The 22,880-nt window shown below is 49.0% G+C and carries 19 protein-coding genes and 1 pseudogene; 19 read left to right on the forward strand and 1 reads right to left on the reverse strand.

The window, feature by feature from the left end:
- Positions 1-101 precede the first annotated feature (101 nt).
- Positions 102-362: pseudogene (locus NSU01_RS07945) on the forward strand (RNA polymerase subunit sigma-70); the annotation flags it as partial.
- Positions 363-497: 135 nt separating this feature from the next.
- On the opposite strand, the gene NSU01_RS07950 reads toward NSU01_RS07945, so the two are convergent.
- Positions 498-1,046, reverse strand: coding sequence for a TetR/AcrR family transcriptional regulator (locus tag NSU01_RS07950; RefSeq protein ID WP_076242462.1), 549 nt, complete (start codon positions 1,044-1,046; stop codon positions 498-500).
- 187 nt (positions 1,047-1,233) lie between these two features.
- Between NSU01_RS07950 and NSU01_RS07955 the strand changes: the two genes are divergently transcribed.
- The 18 genes from NSU01_RS07955 to NSU01_RS08040 all read left to right on the forward strand — a co-directional run bounded on the left by NSU01_RS07955 (position 1,234) and on the right by NSU01_RS08040 (position 22,860).
- Positions 1,234-2,235 carry an NADP-dependent oxidoreductase gene (locus NSU01_RS07955; RefSeq protein ID WP_076242463.1) on the forward strand — a complete coding sequence of 334 codons (1,002 nt, stop codon included), beginning with the start codon at positions 1,234-1,236 and terminating at the stop codon, positions 2,233-2,235.
- Between the two features lie 13 nt (positions 2,236-2,248).
- Entirely contained in the window at positions 2,249-3,259 is a 1,011-nt protein-coding gene (locus NSU01_RS07960) for an NADP-dependent oxidoreductase (protein WP_076242464.1), read from the forward strand.
- Complete coding sequence (locus NSU01_RS07965; protein WP_042134612.1) at positions 3,256-4,032, forward strand: SDR family NAD(P)-dependent oxidoreductase; 777 nt, start codon at positions 3,256-3,258, stop codon at positions 4,030-4,032. The genes NSU01_RS07960 and NSU01_RS07965 overlap by 4 nt, the downstream gene beginning before the upstream one ends.
- A 108-nt stretch (positions 4,033-4,140) precedes the next feature.
- A complete protein-coding gene (locus NSU01_RS07970; protein ID WP_042134614.1) occupies positions 4,141-4,719 on the forward strand; it encodes a TetR/AcrR family transcriptional regulator in 579 nt (192 codons plus the stop codon).
- 150 nt (positions 4,720-4,869) lie between these two features.
- Positions 4,870-5,568 (forward strand): SDR family oxidoreductase, encoded by a 699-nt coding sequence (locus tag NSU01_RS07975; RefSeq protein ID WP_042134616.1) that lies wholly within the window; start codon positions 4,870-4,872, stop codon positions 5,566-5,568.
- A gap of 42 nt (positions 5,569-5,610) precedes the next feature.
- Positions 5,611-6,690, forward strand: coding sequence for an alkene reductase (locus NSU01_RS07980; RefSeq protein ID WP_076242465.1), 1,080 nt, complete (start codon positions 5,611-5,613; stop codon positions 6,688-6,690).
- 68 nt (positions 6,691-6,758) lie between these two features.
- A complete protein-coding gene (locus NSU01_RS07985) occupies positions 6,759-7,067 on the forward strand; it encodes a TetR/AcrR family transcriptional regulator (RefSeq protein WP_083705123.1) in 309 nt (102 codons plus the stop codon).
- A 192-nt stretch (positions 7,068-7,259) separates the two neighbouring features.
- Positions 7,260-8,003: an FCD domain-containing protein gene (locus NSU01_RS07990; protein ID WP_256703736.1), complete on the forward strand. Its 744-nt coding sequence runs from the start codon at positions 7,260-7,262 to the stop codon at positions 8,001-8,003.
- Between the two features lie 26 nt (positions 8,004-8,029).
- Entirely contained in the window at positions 8,030-10,072 is a 2,043-nt protein-coding gene (locus NSU01_RS07995) for a hydantoinase/oxoprolinase family protein (RefSeq protein ID WP_076242467.1), read from the forward strand.
- Entirely contained in the window at positions 10,072-12,045 is a 1,974-nt protein-coding gene (locus NSU01_RS08000) for a hydantoinase B/oxoprolinase family protein (RefSeq protein WP_076242468.1), read from the forward strand. Before NSU01_RS07995 ends, NSU01_RS08000 begins: the two co-directional genes overlap by 1 nt.
- Positions 12,046-12,118: 73 nt before the next feature.
- Entirely contained in the window at positions 12,119-13,273 is a 1,155-nt protein-coding gene (locus tag NSU01_RS08005; RefSeq protein WP_076242469.1) for an extracellular solute-binding protein, read from the forward strand.
- Positions 13,274-13,315: 42 nt separating this feature from the next.
- Complete coding sequence (locus NSU01_RS08010; RefSeq protein ID WP_076242470.1) at positions 13,316-14,443, forward strand: ABC transporter ATP-binding protein; 1,128 nt, start codon at positions 13,316-13,318, stop codon at positions 14,441-14,443.
- Complete coding sequence (locus NSU01_RS08015; RefSeq protein ID WP_076242471.1) at positions 14,440-15,357, forward strand: ABC transporter permease; 918 nt, start codon at positions 14,440-14,442, stop codon at positions 15,355-15,357. Before NSU01_RS08010 ends, NSU01_RS08015 begins: the two co-directional genes overlap by 4 nt.
- On the forward strand, positions 15,350-16,183 hold the full coding sequence (locus NSU01_RS08020; protein WP_076242472.1) for an ABC transporter permease: 834 nt from the start codon (positions 15,350-15,352) through the stop codon (positions 16,181-16,183). Before NSU01_RS08015 ends, NSU01_RS08020 begins: the two co-directional genes overlap by 8 nt.
- 5 nt (positions 16,184-16,188) lie before the next feature.
- Positions 16,189-17,403 (forward strand): Xaa-Pro peptidase family protein, encoded by a 1,215-nt coding sequence (locus tag NSU01_RS08025; RefSeq protein WP_076242473.1) that lies wholly within the window; start codon positions 16,189-16,191, stop codon positions 17,401-17,403.
- Between the two features lie 71 nt (positions 17,404-17,474).
- Positions 17,475-18,668, forward strand: a complete 1,194-nt coding sequence (locus NSU01_RS08030; protein WP_076242474.1) for an MFS transporter — start codon at positions 17,475-17,477, stop codon at positions 18,666-18,668.
- A 666-nt stretch (positions 18,669-19,334) separates the two neighbouring features.
- Positions 19,335-22,418, forward strand: a complete 3,084-nt coding sequence (locus NSU01_RS08035; RefSeq protein ID WP_076242476.1) for an ATP-binding protein — start codon at positions 19,335-19,337, stop codon at positions 22,416-22,418.
- A 25-nt stretch (positions 22,419-22,443) separates the two neighbouring features.
- Positions 22,444-22,860, forward strand: a complete 417-nt coding sequence (locus NSU01_RS08040; protein WP_076242477.1) for a response regulator — start codon at positions 22,444-22,446, stop codon at positions 22,858-22,860.
- Positions 22,861-22,880: the final 20 nt, after the last annotated feature.

A 22,880-nucleotide genomic window follows, 5' to 3' on the forward strand; every position in this document is an offset into this window, starting at 1 on the left:
TGATATAGATTAAATACTATATTTATTAAAATTTATAATATATATGGTAACTATCAGATATATTAACTAACATAGTGTGATATGTATGGTTCTGGATACCGATGTACCTCCGTTCGCTGAAAAAGACCCGAAAGGACGTGTCACTGCACGATTCGATTGGGACCGATAAAGAGGGCAACGAGATTACGCTGATTGATACTCTCGGCTCAGAGGCAGACGATGTGATAAAGGAAGGGGATCTGAAGATTGAGAATAGTAAGATCTACTGCAATCTCGCTATTCTCGATGAACGGGAGAAAGAAGTCGTGGTAGGGCGGCTTGGACTGGATACCGGTGGGGAAGAGTGGACGCAGCGGGAGATTACAGCCTGAAAGCGATTTGTCTGCAGAAGGTTTTTTAGGTGAACCAGATGAAAGCGGATTAGTAGTTGTTATAGCTGTGAAAAATTAAAGCCAGGGATTCACGGTGAAAAGGGTCTTTGAATCCAACTAGAGGATTCAAAGACCCTTTTTGATTAAACTCCAGATGCGTTCAAATCTGTCTTGGTAGTCTGGAAGATTCCAGGATTCTTTGAAGGACGGGAGGCTAAACACCGCAAATGCGGAGAGAATTGCCTCTGCCCGTTCGAAGCGGGGATCGTGATAGTCCATGAAGCCGTCAATAATTTGATAGGAATCCCATAGAACATCGCGTAACACCAGGGGATTGCTATCCACGTATTGTGTATTCAAGGCGAACATTTTGGGGTTTTCGTTATAGGCGCGTTTTTTGGCGTTAGCAAATGCCCAGAGCCAATCATGGAGCAGGTCCTGTGCATTCATCAAATTTGTATTATCTAGTTTTATTTGTTCTGAAATCATCCGGTTGAACCAGTTTTTAGACACGGCTGCCCAGAGCTCTTGCTTATTCTTAAAGTGTTTATAAAGCGCGGCATGGGTGATACTTAATTCATCCGCAATTTGTGAAAGGGTCACTTCGGATTTTTCCGTGCGTTCAATTAATGCCTCCGCTGTTTCAATAATGAGCTCTTGTGTGATTTTAGCCACCGCGCTTCCAACCCTTCTTTCTTCGATAAATTCCTTATCAATCGTTTATACACCTGTCTCTATTTTATCATATAAAATGTTAGGTAACAATTGTTGACTTTTGTAACCTTTGATATTATGCTTGATGCATAAGTTACAAAAACAATAAAATGTTACTTATTACTCAGCACATAGGAGGCTATTAATTATGAAAGCGGCGCAGATTACCAAGTATTCAAAAAAGTTCACGGTAGAAGTCAATGATATTCCAGTCCCGGAAATAAGTGAAAACGAGGTTTTGGTCAAGGTGAAAGCAGCGGCGGTTAATCATTTGGAATTGCTCATCGGGACCGGAAGCGTCAAGCTGATTCAGGATTATGAGTTTCCATTAGTACTCGGTAATGAGCTGACGGGTGTTATTGAAAAGGTCGGTAAAAACGTCCGGGGATTTGAAGTTGGTGAGGCCATTTATTCACGCCTGCCACTACAAAAAATCGGTGCCATTGCAGAATACGCGGCGATTCATGCGGATGCCATCGGGCACTTGCCCGCTAATCTGGATTTTGTGACCGGTGCTGCTGCTCCATTAACAGGATTGACTGCTTATCAAGGTTTGCATGAAGAATTGGCTGCCAAAACTGGAGAAAGCGTGTTTATTCCCGGGGGTTCTGGTTCATTTGGCCAAATGGCCATTCCTATCGCCAAAAGCATGGGGCTGAAGGTCATCGTTAGTGGAAATCCGCAAGCACGTGAACGGACAATGGCGGCTGGAGCAGACCAATATATGGATTACACGATGGAGAACTATTGGGAACAACTTCGTGATGTTGATTATGTGATGGATACCTTGGGACCAAGCGAATTTGATCATGAACTTTCGATTATAAAAGCAGGCGGTCGCCTTCTTTCCCTGCGGACCGGCCCTAACAAACGTTTCGCCGAGCATATGGGCTTGCCAGGCTGGAAACAAAAGCTCTTCACCATTGCCGGGGCCAAGTATGATCACAAAGCGAAGAAAAAGAAGATTCAATATCATTTCATTTTTGTTCGCAGCGATGGCGATCAATTAAAGAAAATTACGAAGATTATTGAAGATAACGGGATTGTTCCAGCGGTGGACCCCACAGAATTCCACATTGATGATATCAATGAAGCACTAAAGCTTGTTGCTACAGGTCATCCTAAAGGAAAAGTCATTATCCGATTTTAAGGGGTGTTACCTTATGAAGGCTGCACAAATTTCGCGGTATTCCAAGATACTGGAAGCACAAATTAACACAGTCGCTGTTCCATCCATCACACCAACACAGGTTTTAATCAAGACTAAGGCAGCAGGTGTTGATCCACACCTTGTCTTGGCGATTACAGGCAAAGTTAAGTTGTTTGATCATTACGACTTTCCATTGACTCTGGGCAACGAGCTAGCCGGAGTAGTGATCGAAGTCGGAGCCGGTGTCATGGATTTTAAGGTAGGGGATCATGTGTACACCATGCCATCGTTAGATAAGATGGGGGCGTTTGCCGAATATGTCGCAGTAGATGCGGCGATTGTGGCTAAGATGCCAGCTAATCTTTCTTTTAAAGAAGCAGCGGCCGTGCCATTGTCTGCTTTGACGATCGTTCAGGCGCTAGCTATTTTAGATACTCGTCAAGGCGGCAAATTATTTATCCCCGGCGGTACGGGAGGCTTTGGTCAGATGGCCGTTCCTTACGCGAAGTCACAAGGGCTGTTTGTGACCGTTAGTGGTAGTGGATCAGCACGTGCCTTGGCGGAGCGACTCGGGGCAGATGAGTTTATCGACTATGCAACGCAGGACTATACTGACATACTGACAGGCTATGATTATGTTATTGATACGCGGGGCGCCGGCGAATTTAGTAAACAAATTAAGATACTGAAGCCTGGCGGCAAATTACTGTCGTTAAATGCTGGTCCCAATGCCCGATTCGCGAATCAAAGCACAGACTTGGCAACGGCGAAGAAGATTCTCTTCAGTTTACTGGGAGCACCTTTTGATGGAATTGCCAAATGGCAAAAGAAAAGGTATGACTTCTTATACGTGCAGTCGAATGGTCAGCAATTAGCAGCTTTCACACAGTATCTTGAAAAAACAAACATTAAGCCGGTGATTGATTCCGAGTACCCCTTTGAACAAGTGAATGCCGCGATTGCTAAGATTGCGACAGGGCATAGCCAAGGGAAAGTCATATTGAAAGTAGATGATGCAGAATGAAATTAAAAAATAGAACGATATTGGTGACAGGTGGGACCTCCGGGATTGGTTTTGCTTTTGCTAAAAGTTTTCTCGGCATGGGAAATACTGTGATTATCACGGGGCGTTCACAACAACGCATCGACCAGATAGTAAAGAACAATCCCGGACTTATCGGGATGACGGCAGATGTTAGTAATCCCAAAAGCGTTGAGCAGCTTGCTAAAGACCTGACGATTCACTATCCGAAACTGGATATTATTTTCAATAACGCTGGTATTATACACGAATTTGACTTGTTTGATGAAACTATTACCTACGAGCACATAACCGCAGAAATCGCCACAAACTTGAATGGGACAATCTATATCACCAAGGCTCTGTTGCCACTGTTAGCCAAACAACAGGAGGCAATGGTTGTTAACGTTAGTTCACTACTTGCTAATATTACAGTTGCCAACGCACCGACTTATTCTGCAACGAAGGCTGGCATCCACATGTTCAGTGATGCATTACGTGAGCAAATCCGGGCCAAAGGAAAAAACATTCATGTGATGGAACTTTGTCCACCTGTTATTTCTGAAACTAATCTCACGGACACTTTTGACGAAGGTTTCATGAATAAGGTGATCTCTTTGCCATTAGCGAAGCTTGTTAAAGTCGGTATTAAAGGGATGGAAAAAAACAAAATACGCGTAAATGCAGGTTTTACTAAGGTTATGCGCTTTTCCATGAAGTTCGCTCCGGATTTCATTACGCATACTTGGGGTCAAATGCTTCTTAAATCAAATTAAACGAGAATAGTGTGAATTTAGTAGGGATTCTTAATGGTTTTTACCATTCATAAAATTCTTTACCGATCGTTCTCAATATGTTATATTGATTAACAGGGAGGGAATAGAATGGCAAGAAGCAAAGAATTCGAAGAGAACGTGGTATTAGAAAAGGCGATGAAGCTTTTTTGGGAACAGGGTTACGAGAAGACATCTATGACGGATCTGGTCAAGCAGATGGGAATCCATCGGAGAAGTTTATATGACACTTTTGGCGACAAGCATACGCTGTTTCTAAAAGCAATGGACCGATTTCGCGATAAAGTAAGTGCTGAGCTTGTAGGAGAAGTTAAACGCTCTAAGACTGCAACTGAGGCACTTCAGCTTATTTTTAGTTTCGTGATATGTGGTGAAGAAGATTCACCTTCAGGTTGTTTGATGGTGAATTCAGCGGTGGAATTGGCAATGCGTGATGCTGAGGTGGATGTAAAGACCACAGAATTGTTTACATTATCAGAACAGCTGTTCAAAGATATTATTCTGTGGGGACAGCAGGATGGAGAGTTTCGCTCAGATTATAATGCCAACGATCTAGCGGAACATCTGCATGCAGTTTATGTAGGGTTAAGGGTAATGACAAGGACCTCCATACGTAAAGAAAAATTACACCGTCTAGCCAATTTATCGATTAAACTTTTATCTAAGTAATTATTTATACTTAAGCTAATTTGAAGATTCAGCCTAGAAAGATATTAGTATAATTGCCTGTGTTTATTCTAGTATGATCGTTCTAGAATGAGAACGCCGTTCTATCCCTTGAATGAAGAATTGTAATCAAAACAAAAAGGAGCTAATACAATGAACATTTCTGAACAAGTAGCATTTGTCACTGGAGCAAACCGGGGTCTGGGCCGTCAGCTTACTCTTGAACTTCTATCCAGAGGGGCTAAAGTATACGCTGGTGCAAGAAATCCGGAGACCATTGATATTCCTGGAGTTACACCTGTAAAGCTTGATGTTACAAAACCGGATGAGGTTGCAGCAGCAGCAATCCTTGCTAAAGATGTTACGCTTTTAATCAACAATGCAGGATCATCTACAGGCGCTTCTTTGCTGGAAGGAGATGTGGGGAAAATACAATTGGAATTTGATACGCATTTCTTCGGTACGCTGTCCATGGTTCGTGCTTTTGCACCAATCATTGAAAAAAACGGGGGAGGATCGATTTTGAATATTCTGTCCGTACTATCTTGGTTTAGTATGGGAGCTTCCGGTGCGTATACAGCTGCGAAGGCTGCAGCCTGGGCATTGACGAACGATTTACGTTTAAACTTGTATCCTCGTAATATTAGAGTAGCTGGATTACATGTAGGCTTTATGGAGACAGATATGACAACCGGTATAGATGCTCCCAAATCCAACCCTTCAGATATCGCAAAAATAGCTATTGATGGCATCGAATCTGGCAGCTTTGAAATTCTTGCTGATGATAACAGCCGAATGATACAAGGTGGACTTGCAGGTGGTGTTGCTGCAATATACCCACATCTTACTTAATCATAATTTCTTGTTAAACAAATTTAAAGAGGAGTGTTAATAATGGAAAAACTGTGGACTAAAACAAAAGTTGGCAATCTGGAATTACCGCATCGCTTGGCGATGGCACCAATGACACGCAGCAGAGCAGAGGAAGATGGTACACCGGGAGAATTAAACTCCCTGTATTATGCTCAAAGAGCATCGATGGGACTTCTTATTACAGAAGGTGCACAACCATCCGATGATGGTCAAGGTTACTTAAGAACACCTGGGATCTATACGGAGAAGCATATTGAAGGGTGGAAGAAAGTTACGGATGCAGTGCATGAAGCAGGCGGGTATATTTATATTCAATTAATGCATGTCGGTCGTGTGTCGCACCCTGACAATACGCCTCATCACCGGCAGCCCGTTGCACCCTCTGCAATTGCACCAGGAGTAGAAACGTTTACGGCTACAGGCATGCAGGATATCCCCGTACCACGTGAGTTAAGTAAAGAAGAGATTCAAATAACCATTGCAGATTATCGTAAAGCTGCGGCCGCTGCTATTGAAGCAGGCGCTGACGGCGTTGAAATTCATGGAGCAAATGGTTATCTAATCAACCAATTTATCGGTGAAAATTCCAATAAACGTACGGATGAATATGGTGGATCAATAGAAAATCGAGCTCGCTTCGCGATTGAAGTAGCCAAAGCCATCATTGACGAGATCGGGGCAGAGAGAACCGGCTTCCGCATTTCGCCAGGGACCCCTCTTGGCGGGATTCAAGATGGCGAACAAGGTCCTGATCTTTACCGTTACTTAACGCAAGAATTAGCGAAACTGAATTTAGCGTATCTTCATGTGATGCACCTCGGCAATGAAGAATTGCTTCAGGATATACGTTCCTTGTGGAAGAATCCGTTGTTAGTCAATCGGGCTGGACGGGGACTGGAGAATATTGGTGTTGATATCGAGAGTGGTCTTGCTGATCTGGCACCTGTTGGGGTATGGTCATTGGCTAATCCGGATTTTGTGCAGCGACTTAAAGCAGGCGCTCCATTAAATGAAGCAGATCCTGCAACATTTTATGGTAGTGGAAGCAAGGGTTATACGGACTATCCTACGTTGAAAGAATTGGAATTGCAGAAGGGCTAATATTATATGGAAGAAAAATGGCGTACAACTTAAATTTGTGCGCCATTAATTTCTTTTAAAGGGTGAATATGAAGCAAGGTTATGAGAAAACCTCCATGCAGGATCTAGTAGATTTTATGGGAATCCACAGAAGAAGTATCTATGATACTTTTGGCGATAAGCACGCTTTGTATATGAAGGCACTTAAGCGGTATGAGTCTACTCAAAACAAGAAATTGAGATTATTAGTTGAAAGGCAAGAAGCCTCACTGGAGCCGGAGGCCATTTCTCATTATCTGATGAAGGCCTGGTTAGGACTACGGACGATGGTAAAAACAGCAACAGAGCAAAGGAAATTAACAAGTGTTATTCATACCATACTGAACACTTTGGATTGAATAGTTCTCAGTGAGGTCCAAAAAAGAGTTCAAAAAGCGACTTGTCTGCGGATGAGTTGCTTTTATTATATTAAAATTTATTCATACTAAAATGGTGTGAATAGTTGATAATTTGCTTTCTTGCAGTTATAATCCTATTAATCATCAATGAGTAACAACGAAAATACAAGTATCACTGAAAGGATGAATAGAGTGGCATTGGAATCGCAGCTTCTACAGCTTGAGTATGAATTCTTAAAGGCTCTGGGGAATGCCGAAGCTCCACTTGGTGCCAGTACCCTGGTACATACGCTAGGAAAAAAATATAATCTCAGCCAAGCTACCATCGGACGCAAGCTGATGGAATTCGATATCGAGGGCTACACGGCCCTTGAAGGGCGAAAAGGGCGTATTCTGACGGACAAGGGAAACGGTCGCGTATCCTATCTGGAAAAGCTGCTGCAGCAGAAAAATGTGAATTCTCAGCTCCTGCAGCTATTGAATAATTCGGGAGAATCCGCGCTGCTGGATGTGCTTGTGGCCAGAAGGGCGCTGGAGCGGGAAATTGCTTCACTGGCTGCACAGCGGGCGACAAAAGAAGAAATAAAGCTGCTTGAAGCTTCTATTGCCACCCAGCACGAACTGTTGTCTCAGAATATCATTCCGTATGAAGAAGACCGTGAATTTCATACTTTACTTGCGCTTGCAGCACGCAATGAGGTACTGCTCCATGCGGCTCAGCTGGTGTGGCAGACGGGGAGGGATTTCCTGGAAACTGCATATATCCGCCGCAAGGTGGGCAGCGAGCTTGTCGTGGATCACCGTAAAATTCTGGATGCCGTTGCTGCAGGTTCTGCTGAACAGGCGGAGGCAGCTATGGTGATGCATATTAATCAAATGATTGAGGATGTCAAACGTTATTACGCTATACAAAATCAGGAACAGCATAGCTTGTAAATGCCCTAAATGAAGGAGTGGAATTCGTGGAAATTAATTACCGCTTAGGCATCGATATCGGCGGAACCTTTACGGATGCCATCGTAACAGACGGACATGGAGAGGTTGTCGCTGCGCTAAAAACACCCTCCGTAGCCGATGCTCCCGAACAGGCGATTTTTCATACATTAGAGCAACTGCAGTCCAAGGGAGTAGATACCCGCAGCATCAAACTTTTCGTGCACGGTACAACACTCGGGGTAAACACGCTGATCGAACGCAGTGGTGCTGTAACCGGGCTGCTGGTGACCAAAGGCTTCCGGGATGTGCTCGAAATACGCCGCTTGCGGCTTGAGAATACCACTAACCTTTATGGGGATAAAACGCAGCCGCTTGTCCCCCGCCAGCTTGTAAAAGAAATTAATGAACGGCAGCTTGCAGACGGCAGAGTGCTGACGGAGCTGGACCCGGAGGAACTGCTTCGGGCGGCGGACGAATTGGTGAAGGACGGCGTTACAGCTCTGGCAATCAGTTTCCTGCACTCTTATGCCAATTCTGGACATGAGCAACAGGCTGAACAGCTGATCCGTGAGCGTCATCCGCAGCTGTTCATCTGCAGAAGCAGCGCAATCTGGCCGCAGCAGCGTGAATACGAGCGTACACTCGCCACGGTGATGAATGCTTATGTAGGCGAACGAATGGGTTCTTATTTCAACCGTCTGCAAGCCGGAATTGGACAATACGGAGTATCGGCTACGCTGCTGTCCACGATGTCGAACGGAGGAATGATGACTGCCGCCCGTGCTGCAGCTGAACCGGTAAGGACACTCCTGTCTGGACCCGCCTCCGGTGTAATCGGTGCAACCTATATTGCGGAACAGGCAGGGATCAGTCAGGTCGTTACCTTCGATATGGGTGGGACAAGCGTAGATGTCGCCTTGATTGACGGAGAACCTGCCTACTCTACGGAGAATCAAGTGGGTGATTTCCCGGTCATTATTCCGGCAATAGACGTGACCGCTATCGGTGCGGGCGGAGGTTCCATAGCCTGGGTTGATTCGGTAGGGGTACTGAAGGTAGGGCCGCGCAGTGCAGGCGCCAAGCCGGGACCGGCCTGCTACAACCGGGGCGGTGAGCAGGCAACAACCACTGATGCCTATCTCCATCTGGGCATTTTGCAGGCAGACCGCTTTCTTGGCGGTCAGATGCGCCTCTTCCCGGAACTGGCTGAACGGGCGCTTACACATTTGGGCAACCAGCTTGGGCTGAATGCCACCCAGACTGCGCAAGCTATTCTGGATGTGGCTACCGCCAATATGTATGCCCAATTCTCACCGCTGATGGCGCGAAAGGGAGTCGATCCCCGCGACTTCACTTTGCTAGCTTATGGCGGAGCGGGCCCGATGCACGCTTTTCTGATGGCGCGTGAGGTTGGCATCCGCCGGGTGCTGATTCCACCATCTCCCGGAACACTTTGTGCAATGGGCTGTACGGTTGCGAACCTGCGTAATGACTTTGTTTTCACGCTCCACAAGAGCAGCCGTGGACTGGCTGAGGATGAACTCAAGACCCGTTTCTCCTCGCTGGAGCAGCAAGGCCGCCGCTGGATCGAAGAAGAGGCCCGGGGCGGAGTGAAGCTGGAAGGTACCTATGTCATTTACAGTGCCGATATGCGGTATGAAGGACAGGCATTTGATCTGGAGGTCATGCTTTCCGAATCTGAGATTTCCAAACCTGAAGAAGCCAAGAATAAGTTCCACGGACAGTATGAGTCTGTCTTTGGCATCAGCCAGCCAGAAGCGGAAGTCATGTTCGTCAATTTGCGGGCAAGCATCGTCGGGCTTCTGCCGGGCAAGACCATGGCAATTCTTCCACAGGCAGAAGCGAGTGGGAAACCTATTGAAGCCCGGAGAATCTCATTTGATGGACAGGAATATCAGGCCAAGGTGCTGAGCCGGGAGCATCTGACAGCAGATAGCCGGGTTTCCGGTCCGGCTATCCTTGAGGAATATGATACGACGGTCTTTATTCCTTCCGGTTACACGATACACGGTGATCTTTACGGAAATATTATCGGGGAGGCAGATTAATGATTACGGATAAAGTCTTCCTGGAGATCTTCAACAACCGGATTCAGGCTGCCGTAGAGGAAATGGCTAACGTCGTGCTGCGAACCGGCTTTACCGCCTTTGTCAAAGAAACAGGAGATTTCGGTACTTATCTGTTATCCCCGGAAGGTGAGACGTTCGGTTCCCCGCTGGATACGGGATACAACCTGTCGCTGGGAATTCCTGCGGCTACCACCATCCGGGCAATCGACCATTGGCAGGATGGTGATATGGTCATCTGCAACGATCCTTATACCACGGGGGGGATGGTTACCCATCTTCCGGATATCCACTTGATTAAACCCTATTTCCATGACGGCAGGATTATTGCCTTCGGCCTCTGCTTCGTGCATTCCTCGGATGTCGGCGGCAAGGTTCCGGGAAGTGTGTCGCCAAGCGCGTATGACATTCATATGGAAGGCATCCGGATAGCACCGGTCAAACTGTATGAAGCCGGCCAGCTTAATGAGCAGGTGCTCCGGCTGCTGCTGGACAACAGCCGGATTCCTGAGCAGAACCTTGGAGATCTCAAGGCGCTTATGGCTGCGCTGAATAGAGGGGAGCAGCGTTTGAAGGAGCTGATCGTCAGATATGGTGCACAGCAAGTGGAACAAGGCATCGAGAATCTGCTTGAATATGCTGAGCTTAAAGCTCGGACGATCATTCAGGACATACCCGACGGCTCCTATGACTTCTGGGACTACCTGGAAAAGGGTCCTGGCGGCTATCCGATCCGGCTGCGTTGCCGGATGACAATTACCGGAACGGATATCCATCTGGACTTTAGCGGAACCGACCCGCAGGTTAGAGCCTCATTTAATATTCCGACGCATAACCAGCAGGGTCACTATATGCTTGTGCCTGCGCTGATCCGCTACTTCCGGACCCTGGATCCGACGATTCCCTGGAATTCCGGGATGGTAAGGATGGTGCGCAACTACGCGCCCCCGGCATCGGTGCTTAATCCGGAACCGCTGGCGGCGGTAGGTGCGAGAGCAGCGACCTTTATCCGGGTGATGGATGTCATTACCGGTGCGCTGAGCCAGGCGCAGAGCAGTAAAGTGCCGGCTGCGGGAGCGGGCCAAGCCTGTATTGTCATGATGGCGATGACCGATGCTTCCGACGGCAAGCGCAAAGTCGGTGTGATCCAGCCGGTCTGTGGCGGATCGGGGGCCAGACCGATGAAGGACGGAATTGACGGGATGGATTTTGCCGTAGGCCATTTGCGGAACATCCCGGCTGAAACCGTTGAGGCGGAGATGCCGGTACTGATTGAACGTTACGGCCTGCGGGCGGATTCAGCCGGAGCCGGCAAATTCAGAGGCGGCAGCGGCATTGACTTGCGCGTTAGAATCCTCAGTCCGGATACCGTAATGACCGCAAGAAATATGGAACGGATGGAATTCCAGCCCTGGGGCCGTCTGGGAGGCGGTGTAGGAGAGCATGGAGAAGCGATTTTGAATGAAGGCCGGGCAGATGAACGTAACCTTGGCCGGATTGACGAGCTTTTGCTCCAGCCGGGGGATACCGTGACTTTCCTCTCCCAGGGCGGCGGCGGATATGGAAGTCCGTATGAACGGGACCCGGCACTCGTACTGAACGATGTGCAGAAAGGGCTTTTGTCGGTGGAGCAGGCTCGTGAATGCTACGGTGTAGTGATAAATGCCAATACCATAGATGAAGTGTTCACAAGATTGCTGCGTGGCGGGCTTCATAATAATGGGGAGGCCTTCAGCTTCGGGGAAGCCCGGAACGAATTTGAAATCCTGTGGACGGATGAGATGCAGCTCGCCGTGAACGCTGCCCTGAGCAGCTATCCACTGGCGCTTCGGGATTATTTGAAGCGACAGACAATGGCTGAAGCCGAGCGTAGGGTGGCCTCAGGCCATCCGGTCTCACCTTCAGCAGTTCCAGGAATAATGGAAGAATTGCGCGGGGGAATAGGACTGCGCTGATGACTACAACCGCTGATGATCGTAAGAAAACTAAATTACACCAAATAGTAAACAACCTGGAGGAGAGAAACCAATGAGTATTCAAAAACCTAAGCGTTCTTATATCTTACCTGCCGTGTCGCTTGCCCTGATGCTGGCACTCTCGGCTTGCGGAGGGGGGACCAATGTGGATAACGCTGCCGGAAACAATGCTGCAGGAAGCCCGGACAATTCCCCGGCAGCCGGTAGCGGAGAAAAAGTAAAGCTGACCATGTTTATCTGGGCCGGCTCCAATCAGGATGTGGTTCCTAAGGAAGTCGTAGCCGAATATGTAAAAAACCATCCGAATGTTGAGGTGACCTTCGAGGAATCCTCCAATTCTGTAATGTATCCGAAAATGCTGGCAGGCAAGCAGGCCGATGCTGACAATCCGATTGTAAACTTCGGGTATTTCAATGCGGATGCTTCGGCGAAGGGCCTCAATGACGATATGTGGGAGCCGCTGGATCCGGCCATTGTGACGAATATGAAGGATATTCCCGAATCCTTCCATACAACAGACAACAAGGGTATCGTCTGGGGAGTATCCAGCTTTGCGCTGGTCTACAACAAGGATCTGGTGAAGACACCGCCCACAAGCTGGAACGATCTGTGGGGAAGCGAAGAGTTCAAAGGCAAAACTGCATTGTGGGATTACATGTTCTATTCTTATCTCTCCCCGCTTCTGGCTGTAAAAGGGGAAGAACTCGGCGCATCCTATGACAATCCTGAACCAGCCTTCCAATTCTGGGCAGACAACAGCGATCAAATCGGAACGCTGGTTACCTCGAACGATCAGCTTAAGGGTCTGCTTGACTCAGGCGACGCGCTGATTGCTCCATTCAGTGCACAGGTAGCACAAACATGGATCGAAGGCGGCTCCCCGCTGGCTGTAGCCTATCCTAAGGAAGGTGCGATTTCCTTCCCGTATTCCCTGCAGGTTGTCAAAGGCTCCACACCAGAGCAGGAAAAAGTGGCCAACGAGATCATTAATGAGCTTCTTAGTGCAGAAGCGCTGTCCCGGTATGCCGAGGTAACAGGAACTCCAGTTACAAGTACAGCTGCAGCGATTCCGGATAAATACAAGGATGATCCATCCTTCTCCGTTGAAGAACAGGGCAAGGGGATTAATCCGGACTGGGATACGTTGGCCAAGAACAGCTCTGCCTGGAAGGATCTATGGGACCGTCTGGTCAAAACAGAGCTATAATCCGGCAGCTGTCATCAACCGAATAGATAGGAGATGAGCACAATGAGCGGCGGAGTGGGGCCGATTGCAATCGAGACGCGGGACGTGGTCAAGCGTTATGCGGGAAGTACTGCCGTTAATCAGGTATCGCTACAGGTGAAACGGGGAGAGTTCGTCTCTCTCCTCGGGCCCAGCGGCTGCGGGAAAACCACGCTGCTCCGGCTTCTCGGCGGTTTGGAGCAGCCAGATGAGGGTGCAGTACTGCTGTCGGGACAGGATGTCTCAGGTATTCCGGCTTATGGCCGCAATACGAATATGATTTTTCAGCAGCTGGCATTGTTTCCCCATATGGATGTTTTCAACAATATCGCTTATGGCTTGAAGGTCAGAAAAACGCCGAAAAGCGAAATCAAACGGCGTGTTCAGGAGATGCTGGAACTGGTGCAGCTCGGTGATTACAGCCGGCGTGCCATTTCCCAGCTGTCCGGCGGTCAGGCGCAGCGTGTTGCCATTGCCCGCGCTTTGATTAACAAGCCGGAAGTTCTCCTGCTGGACGAGCCGTTATCAGCACTGGATATGCAGCTGCGTCTGGATATGCAGCGGGAACTGAAACGGATACAGCGCGAATTCGGAGGCACGTTCATTTTCGTTACCCATGATCAGAATGAGGCGATGAACATGTCGGACCGCATTGGTGTCATGCGTGGCGGCAAGCTGCTTCAATACGGGACGCCTGATGAAATTTACGAACGGCCGGTTGACAGCTTTGTAGCCAAATTCATCGGCGATACGAACCTGCTGCAGGTTAAGATAGTGGGTACTGAAGAAGGCCTGGTATGGGTTCAAGCAGGCGGTTTGAAGCTTGCCGTGCGGCCGCAGGAAGGACTTTCGGCGATTTCTGCCGGTAGCGGGGCTTCGCTGTCTATCCGGTACGAGTATCTAAGGATAGGTGCAGAGGCAAATAGCTGCGTCAACCGTCTGGAAGGAACCGTCACCGAGAGTGTGTATGGCGGTGCAAGCATCCGGTACACGCTGGATATGGGCGGTCATATCCAACTGCAGGCCAGCAGTCTGTATCAGCGGGGAGATGCCCGGTATGCACCAGGAGATTCGCTGCAAATCGGATTCAATCCCGAAGATGGACTGCTTTTGCCTATAGAGGCACCTGCCTACGAGGAGAGTTCCTTATGATGCGTGCAACTGGCAAGCTTATAGGGCTGTTCTCCCATAGGAACCGTACCTGGGCTGCACAACTGCTGTTGCTTCTGCCTGCACTTGTCCTAATGGGTGTCGTCTATCTGGGTGGTCTGCTGATCTTCGGCCGGTACAGTTTTGATCTCTACGAGAACGGGCGGCTGATCAGGGATTGGAATTTGGCATCCTACCGTGCTTTCCTTGGAGATCCCTATTATTGGACCTTGATAGCCACCACCTTTAGAGTTGCCGCCAAGGTTACCTTATGGAGCCTGCTGCTTGCCTATCCGCTGGCCTACTGTATTGCCGGACTGAAGCGGGCGGTACTCAAGCAGACCCTCTTGCTGCTCACATTTCTTCCGCTTCTGGTCAGTGCTGTTGTCAGATCATACGGATGGCAGCTGCTGTTGTCCAAACAGGGTTTCATAAACTGGCTGTTTGTTGAGCTCGGCCTAACGGATAACGGTTTTGAGATGATGTACAATGAGACCGGTGTGGTTGTTGCACTGGTACATATCTTTTTGCCGTTTATGGTATTCCCGCTCTTGAATGTGCTGACCCAGTCTGACGGTACGCTGAAGGCGGCGGCCCATGATCTGGGTGCAGGCAAATGGCGCACGTTTCTCACCATTACACTGCCCTTGTCCGCGCGGGGGATTGCCAGCGGAGTGCAAATTGTCTTCACACTTTGCCTGACCGCATTTACAACCCCGCAGCTGATCGGAGGCGGGCGCGTCATGACGCTTCCGGTATTGATTTATCAGCGTACATTGGATACGAACTGGCCTATGGCAGCCGTGGCGAGCCTCTTTTTATTTGTTTCGTCGATCGTCGTCTCAATGATTGTGAACAAGGGAGCCGACTGGCTGATGTTCCGGCGTACACGGGCAGGGGGACAAAGCCATGTCTAAAAAAACACGGAATTACAAGTGGGTTCTCTATGTAGGTGTCGGCGCGGTCGGGCTATATCTGCTGCTTCCGCTGTTGATGATCCTGCTGACTTCCTTAAGCAGCGGAACCTCCAGCAAGTTTCCGCCCGAAGGGCTGACGCTGGAATGGTATAGCCGTCTGGGAGATCAGAAGCAGTTCATGGAAGCCTTCCGGAACAGCATTCTCGCTTCAGCGGGTGCGGTTTTGTTGGCTCTCATTACAGGTACGCTGGCTGCACTGGCCATTGTTCATTATCCTTTTCCGGGCAGAGGGCTTTTGCGGGCCTTTTTTATGTCACCAATGGTAATGCCCAAAATTACACTGGGCGTGGCGTATCTGATTCTGTTCTCAAAGATGCATATCGCCGGAGGATTGTTTGCCCTGATTCTGGGGGAGGCGGTCATCGTACTGCCGTTTGTACTGTCTATTGTGGGCAGCGCTCTGGCCAACCTGAATCCGGCACACCGCGAAGCTGCTGCGGATCTGGGTGCGGGTCCATTTCGTATTTTTTTCACGGTTACGTTGCCGCAGCTGCGGCTTTCACTTCTTCTGGCAGGCTCCATTTCCTTTGTCTTCACCTTCGATCAGGTTGAGACAGCATTGCTTATTCTGCGTCAGGGAAATTACACCTTGCCTATTCAGCTCTTTCTGTATATGGAAAAATGGCAGGATCCTACGGTTGCCGTTGTTTCCGTCGTACTGATTGCCTTTGCGCTCGCTTTGTTCTTTGCAATCAAACTGGTCATCCGTTCCGCACCGGGCGTGGAAAACATGCTCGGCAGCAGAACGAATAAAAGGAGGTCTTGAACCTGATGGACAAGCCTATTTCGATACCTGTTTCCGGAGTGAACCGGACACGTGCTGCTGAATTGATGGCTGCCAGCAGCTTGGCTGCTCTTGTAGCAACCACACCGGAGAATATTAACTATATTCTAGGCTCTCAGCTGCGGGCCAGCAACTGGACCATGCAAATCTATGCGGTACTGCCACAGGAACCGGAAGCCCGTCCCTGTGTCATTATTCCGACCAACCGGCTGGGTGTAATCGCACAGATGGGGATTACCGGCGCGGATTTATATGTGTATAGCGACTTTTTTGTGGAGGGATCTATCGAAGGCAAGCCATCCACGCCGGATATTGATCTCTTTTACTCCTTGCTGCAGAATACGACAACCCATGCGGGACCGATTGAAGCCTTGGAGGCGGCACTTGAGCATCTTGGCCTCAAAGGACAAGCGGTCGGCGTGGATGAGATGAGAATTGCTCCGGATCTGCTTGCCAAATTTGCCGGTGGACTTCCCGGCGGACAAGCTATGCCTGCGTATAAACTGTTCCGTCAAATCCGCCAGATCAAAACACCGTTTGAAATCGAACGTCTGCGGCAGTCTGCGGTTCTGAATGAGGCCATTGAGCAGCAATTAATCGATCTGATCGCCGCAGGTGTGCACGAGAAAGAGTTGGCCGACCATTACCGGCTTGCCGTGATGAGAGCAGGCGGCACCCCCGCAATGACGGCGGTCGGTGCAGGGCCGCGCAGTGCTCTTCCCCTGATTGAGAATTATTTCCGCGTCATCGAGCCAGGGGATCAGATCCGTTTTGATCTGTGTCTCCAATTGGAAGGTTACTGGGGAGATACCGGCAGAACGGTTGTGCTTGGTGAAGCCACCCAATGGATGGAACATCACTTTCAGGCAGTACGCAGCGGCTGGGAGCAGGCACTTGAAACGATCCGTCCCGGTGTGAAAGCATCCGATGTCTTCCAGGCAGCCGTAGCCAGAGTTCAGAAGGAAGGGATTCCTCATTACCGGCGCCAGCATGTGGGACATGCCATCGGCCTGGAATTGTACGATGATATCACCCTGTCACCCGGGGATCACCGCGTTCTGGAGCCTGGAATGGTACTGTGTGTGGAAGTTCCTTATTATGAATTGGGTGCTGGAGGGTTTCAGATTGAAGACACCATTGTAGTGACAGCGGACGGTTATGAATTTCTGACACATATGGAACGCAAGCTGTTCCGCAAATAACAAGGGAAGGTTCCGGTCAACCGGTCCTGTTCCGACAACCGGAGCTTCTCCAGTGAAGAAGGTTGGAAGCAATGAAGATTCTGCAGGGTTCAAAATCGTTCCGCAACGTTAGCCTTGCACTGTTTGCCGGAGGGTTCGTCACCTTCGCGCTTCTGTACACCCTGCAGCCGTTGATGCCGGAAATCACCGGTGCGTTTGGAATCACACCGACAGAAGCCAGTTTAACACTGTCCGTCACCACCATATCCATGGCACTGACCATGCTGTTCATAGGTTCTCTATCCGATGCCGTTGGCCGCAGAGCTATTATGACAGTATCGCTTGTCGCCGCTTCCGTGATCGCCATTATCTCCGCTTTCAGCCCGTATTTCCCTGTGCTACTGCTGCTGCGCATCCTGCAGGGGATTGCACTGGCCGGATTGCCGGCTATTGCAATGACCTATCTGGTGGAAGAGATTGATCCTGCCAGTCTGGGTTATGCGATGGGATTATATATCAGCGGCAATTCCATCGGAGGGATGGCCGGCCGGATCATCAGCGGTTTACTCACCGACTGGTTCGGTTGGCGGGCGGCAGTCGGTGCGATTGGCTTGCTGGGCCTGGCCGCAGCGATGATATTCTGGCTGGTGATTCCGCCTTCGCGCCATTTCGTGAAGCAGACAGGCAAGCTTAGCAAGGTTATTCCACTGCTCTGGTCACAATGCCGCAATCCCCGGCTCTTATGCTTGTATGGGCTGGGTTTTCTGCTGATGGGCAGCTTTGTCACCTTATTCAATTATATTGGCTTCGAACTGACAGGTGAACCGTACAACCTTAGCCAGTCACTGGTCGGCAGCATTTTTGTCGTTTATCTGATGGGAACCTTCAGTTCCACTTGGATGGGACAGCTGGCTGACCGATATGGCCGCAGCGGTGTGGTCATGCTCGCGCTGGCCATTATCTTAACGGGGGCACTTTGCACCCTGCATCCCTTCCTGTGGGTCAAAATCATCGGTCTGGCGCTGTTTGCCTTTGGTTTCTTTGGTGGACACTCCATTGCCAGCAGCTGGGTAGGCCTGGTGGCCGATGAGCATAAGTCGCAGGCCAACGCACTTTATCTCTTTTTCTATTACGTGGGCTCCAGCTTCAGCGGTACGGGTGGCGGAGTGCTGTACGGAAATTTCGGCTGGGGAGGCATCATCAGTATGATAGCAGCTTATGTGGCTTTAAGCCTGTTACTATGCAGTTTCCTGGTGCGTAAGAGCCGGCTTGGACACCGGCGGTGAGGAGCAGACACAGCGGGAGATTACGAAGGATCAGGGGAGTTATGTGTGAAGGATAAAGATAACCAGCAGGAATGAGAGATTGAAGTCTCAATCCTGCTGGTTATTTGTATGCATTATGAATCGGGCTAAAAGCATTGTCAACGGCAATGTAACCATGTCTACTCGCGAGATGGATGCATCAGGACGGAAGGTCCCGTCTCCGTAGCCAATGATGATTCCAAGTTGTGTGAGCCGGGCAATCGCTTGAGCAGACCAGTCAGCTTGTACATCAGGGAAGGCTGCGGGAGCCGTTGGGGCTGGTTCGCCGAGAATTCTCCAGAGAATCGTGGCAAATTCAGCGCGGCTGTCTTCACCATTACCTATTGCCAAGCCGAGTCGTATTACCTGGCTACTCGCGGTCTCCTCTGAATATTTAAATGGTTTGATATTCCAACAGAATTCTACATCAAGAAGTTTTGGACGGTCAATATTATTTGGTATTTTATAGAAATTATTTTACATGGTTCTACATAATCTTCACAATCTCTACGAATTGTTTCTAGGAGAATCGTAATAGAGCATGCACAAGAAAAGGACATGCCGCTAAATGGTACAGATGATATGATGGAACTAAAGCTGTATTGAAATGAATAAAGATAAGGCTGAGAAACGGAGTAGATCCTCAAGATGAGAAAAATGCTGATGGGCCTGATTATAGTGGGCCTCGGATGTTTTGCTATATTATTCGGCCTAGTGAAAGCCTCTGATCATAAAGCCCAGAACCCCGCTCCCGCCCGGCATGGTGTACTGGATTTGAGCGCATGGAATTTTCAGGGAGAACAGGTCGTTTCGCTGGATGGACAATGGGAATTTTATTGGGATCAGCTGCTCAGGCCGGGGGGAGCACCTTCTGTTTCTCCTGGATATATGCAGGTACCCGGTTTTTGGAAGCATGCGAATGAAGACGGGGGTCTAAATAGCCAAGGAGCCGTTACCTACCGTCTGAAGGTTAAGCTTGAGCCTTCGGCAACGATGTATGGGCTTAGAATATCCAACATCCGCATGGCCAGCGAGATCTACGTGAACGGGGACAGGGTTGCCGGCAGCGGTAAGCCCGCGGAATCCGAAAGCCTGTATAGGTATGAGAATAAACCGTACAATGCCTTTTTTACGGTACAGGGAGATACGGCGGAGATCATTATCCATGCAGCGAATTATGAGAATTCGCAGGGCGGGATTCCTTATAGCCTTTATTTCGGGAGCGCCGGGGGAATTCTTAAGCTGAATACCCATACCACCATTCTCAATTTAATTCTGATTGTATCTCTCCTTATGCTCGGGTGTTATCAGCTTAGTGTGTTTATTATACGGAGAGAGGAAAGAGGACTTCTTTATTTCGGACTCAGCTGCATTATTATCGCCTGGTCTTTTGCCAGCAACGGTGACCGGATTCTGGTTGAGTATGTGAATCTGCCGCATGAGATTTATTATAAGATTCAAGCCGTATCGCTGTATCTCTCCCTGATCACGATGGTCATGTTTATTAAGACTATGTGTAAAAGCATGATTCCTGAGTGGTTAATTAATAGTGTTGTCGGTGTGACGGCATTGTACATCGGCTTTGTGCTGCTCACGCCGTTTCAATGGTATTCGCGTTTCAATGCGGTATTCAGCTATCTGCAGCTATTCATCTATGTCATCATTCTGGGATTGATGCTTCATTCATACCTGAAGGGCAGGTATGGAGAATTCAGCAAACGGACACTGCTCCTCTTTATATTGGCCTTAGGCGGATATGTAATAGGGCTGTTTGATTACGGGTTGTATCTGAGCAGCCTGACACCCACTTACACCATAGGATACTGCTCCATATTGATTTTTTGTTTTCTGGCCTCCTTCCTCCTGTCTTACCGGTATTCGGAAGCGTATAAGACGATAGAAGGAATGGCTGTAATGCTACAGCAGGCGGATAAGCAGAAAGACGAGTTCCTGCTGCATACCTCTCACGAATTCCAGACTCCGCTTCACGGAATCATTAATTTATCCCAATCCATGCTGGAGACAGGAGCCGGAGCAGAAGCAGAAGCCGGAGAACTCAGCGCAAGCCATATCCAGAATCTGTCCCTGATCAGAGATACCTCCAGAAGGCTCTCGGGACTGGTTCATGACATTCTGGATATGGAGAAAATCAAACGTAACGAGCTAAAGGTTCAACTAACCGGTGTGGATGTCCGTGTGTCTGTCTCCCTCGTATTCGATTTATTCCAGGGTTTGATTACTGGTAAAAAAATCAGATTTGTCAATGCCGTACCGGAGCATCTGCCCCTCGTCTATGCGGATGAGAACCGGCTCAGGCAAATCCTCCACAATCTGGTCGGCAATGCGGTGAAATTTACTCATGAGGGTATGATTACGATTCATGCTCAGGTGATAGAGGGTCAGGTCAAAGTTGTGGTGGAGGATACCGGAGTGGGGATGAGCTTATCTGACTGGGAGGCTATATTCCAGCCCTTTGAGCAAGCACACTCTCCAGAGGAGTACGGGGGAACAGGACTGGGGTTGTTTATCTGCAGGAAGCTGCTGCATTTGATGGACGGTACCATCAAGGTAGAATGGTCAGAGCCGGAGCAGGGGACGGGCATCGCTTTTACACTTCCGGTTGCCGAAGCAGCCCGGAATTCACTCCCGGATTACGAAGCAGCCAAGGAATCTGCCTCCATAAGCGAAGAATGGGGCATGGCGGAATTACCAGGCCGGAGCAAGAGCACCTTCACGCTGCTGGCCGTTGACGATGAACCATCCAATCTCCAGGTCCTGTCCCGGGTTTTTGCCAATGAGCCTTATCAGGTTATCTGGGCGACCAACGGGCTGGAGGCCTTGGAAATGTTGAAGAAACGCTCTGATATCGACCTGGTTCTGCTCGATGTAATGATGCCCAAAATGTCGGGGGTTGAAGTCTGCAGAGAGATCCGCGGGCAATATTCCCTATTTGAGCTGCCTGTTGTATTGCTGACGGCGCGTTACGGCAATAGCGATATTGCTGCCGGCTTCAAGGCAGGGGCGAATGATTATATCATCAAGCCGTTTGATGCTGCAGAGGTCAGGGCCAGAACGGAAACGCTCCTGAAGCTTAAGAAGTCAGTGGAAGAAGCTCTGAAGGCAGAGGTGGATTTTCTCCAGTCGCAGATTAAACCGCATTTCTTGTTCAATTCCTTGAACTCGATTATTGCCTTATGCCGGACAGACGGCGCGCGTGCAGAGAAGCTGATTATGCATTTAAGCTATTACTTAAGAAGAAGCTTTGACCCGAAGCCTGACAGCTTTGTCCGGATTGAGGACGAATTACAGCTGGTTGATGCTTACGTGCAAATTGAGGAAGCCCGGTTTGAGGAGAGGCTTACGGTTGTATATGATGTGGACCCGCAGGTACTGAAGCGAAAGATTTTGCCGCTGACGATACAGCCTTTGGTAGAGAACGCTATCCGGCATGGGGTAACGAAGAAAATGGAGGGAGGAACGGTCAGAATCTCCATCTCCCTGGACAAGGATACGGTTTATGTGGAGGTGTGGGATAACGGGGGCGGTATCAGTGAGACGGGAATCCAAGCCTTATGGACAAGCGAAAGGGCTTCTTCCGAAAGAAGGGGAGTTGGACTCGTAAATATTCAGCGGAGACTGAAGCATTTCTATGGAGAAGCATTACAGGTATCCAGTGAAGAAGGGGAATGGACAAGCGTGCGGTTTCAGTTCAAAATTCAGCATTACGCGTAAGCCTTAGAAGAGGGAAGGGTCATTCATGAGAGTTGCAATTGTTGACGATGAACGGCTGGCGGTCCAGCGGCTTGTACAAATCCTGGAGTGCCGTGACGATGTCGAAGTGGTTGGGGCATATACCAAATATACAGATCTGCTGCATGAATTCACCCGGCTAAGACCTGATGCGGTCTTTCTGGATATTGATATGCCGGGAATGAACGGTCTCGAATTGGCCGCTTCCTTAATTGAGCTAGACGAGCACCTGGAAATTGTATTTATTACGGCTTATGACCAATATGCACTGGAGGCCTTCCGCGTAAATGCTGCCGATTACCTGCTCAAGCCGGTTGACGAGGATGCTTTGGCACGTACCCTTCAACGGCTCAACAATTATATTACAAAAGATTTTCCATCGGTCGCAGCAGGAAAATCAATTGACTTGGACTCAGGTTTATAAATTATGAAACTGCAGATCAA

It is taken from the genome of Paenibacillus sp. FSL H8-0259 (assembly GCF_037963255.1).
Lineage (GTDB): Bacteria > Bacillota > Bacilli > Paenibacillales > Paenibacillaceae > Paenibacillus_AQ > Paenibacillus_AQ phytohabitans.

Excerpts from the sequence above, each read along its gene's own strand:
- NSU01_RS07970 (WP_042134614.1), top strand. The coding sequence starts at position 4,141 with ATGGCAAGAAGCAAAGAATTCGAAGAGAACGTGGTATTAGAAAAGGCG.
- NSU01_RS07975 (WP_042134616.1), top strand. The coding sequence starts at position 4,870 with ATGAACATTTCTGAACAAGTAGCATTTGTCACTGGAGCAAACCGGGGT.
- NSU01_RS08030 (WP_076242474.1), top strand. The coding sequence starts at position 17,475 with ATGAAGATTCTGCAGGGTTCAAAATCGTTCCGCAACGTTAGCCTTGCA.
- NSU01_RS08040 (WP_076242477.1), top strand. The coding sequence starts at position 22,444 with ATGAGAGTTGCAATTGTTGACGATGAACGGCTGGCGGTCCAGCGGCTT.
- NSU01_RS08005 (WP_076242469.1), top strand. The coding sequence starts at position 12,119 with ATGAGTATTCAAAAACCTAAGCGTTCTTATATCTTACCTGCCGTGTCG.
- NSU01_RS07980 (WP_076242465.1), top strand. The coding sequence starts at position 5,611 with ATGGAAAAACTGTGGACTAAAACAAAAGTTGGCAATCTGGAATTACCG.
- NSU01_RS08010 (WP_076242470.1), top strand. The coding sequence starts at position 13,316 with ATGAGCGGCGGAGTGGGGCCGATTGCAATCGAGACGCGGGACGTGGTC.
- NSU01_RS08000 (WP_076242468.1), top strand. The coding sequence starts at position 10,072 with ATGATTACGGATAAAGTCTTCCTGGAGATCTTCAACAACCGGATTCAG.
- NSU01_RS07955 (WP_076242463.1), top strand. The coding sequence starts at position 1,234 with ATGAAAGCGGCGCAGATTACCAAGTATTCAAAAAAGTTCACGGTAGAA.
- NSU01_RS07960 (WP_076242464.1), top strand. The coding sequence starts at position 2,249 with ATGAAGGCTGCACAAATTTCGCGGTATTCCAAGATACTGGAAGCACAA.
- NSU01_RS08035 (WP_076242476.1), top strand. The coding sequence starts at position 19,335 with ATGAGAAAAATGCTGATGGGCCTGATTATAGTGGGCCTCGGATGTTTT.
- NSU01_RS07965 (WP_042134612.1), top strand. The coding sequence starts at position 3,256 with ATGAAATTAAAAAATAGAACGATATTGGTGACAGGTGGGACCTCCGGG.
- NSU01_RS08025 (WP_076242473.1), top strand. The coding sequence starts at position 16,189 with ATGGACAAGCCTATTTCGATACCTGTTTCCGGAGTGAACCGGACACGT.
- NSU01_RS07985 (WP_083705123.1), top strand. The coding sequence starts at position 6,759 with ATGAAGCAAGGTTATGAGAAAACCTCCATGCAGGATCTAGTAGATTTT.
- NSU01_RS08020 (WP_076242472.1), top strand. The coding sequence starts at position 15,350 with ATGTCTAAAAAAACACGGAATTACAAGTGGGTTCTCTATGTAGGTGTC.
- NSU01_RS08015 (WP_076242471.1), top strand. The coding sequence starts at position 14,440 with ATGATGCGTGCAACTGGCAAGCTTATAGGGCTGTTCTCCCATAGGAAC.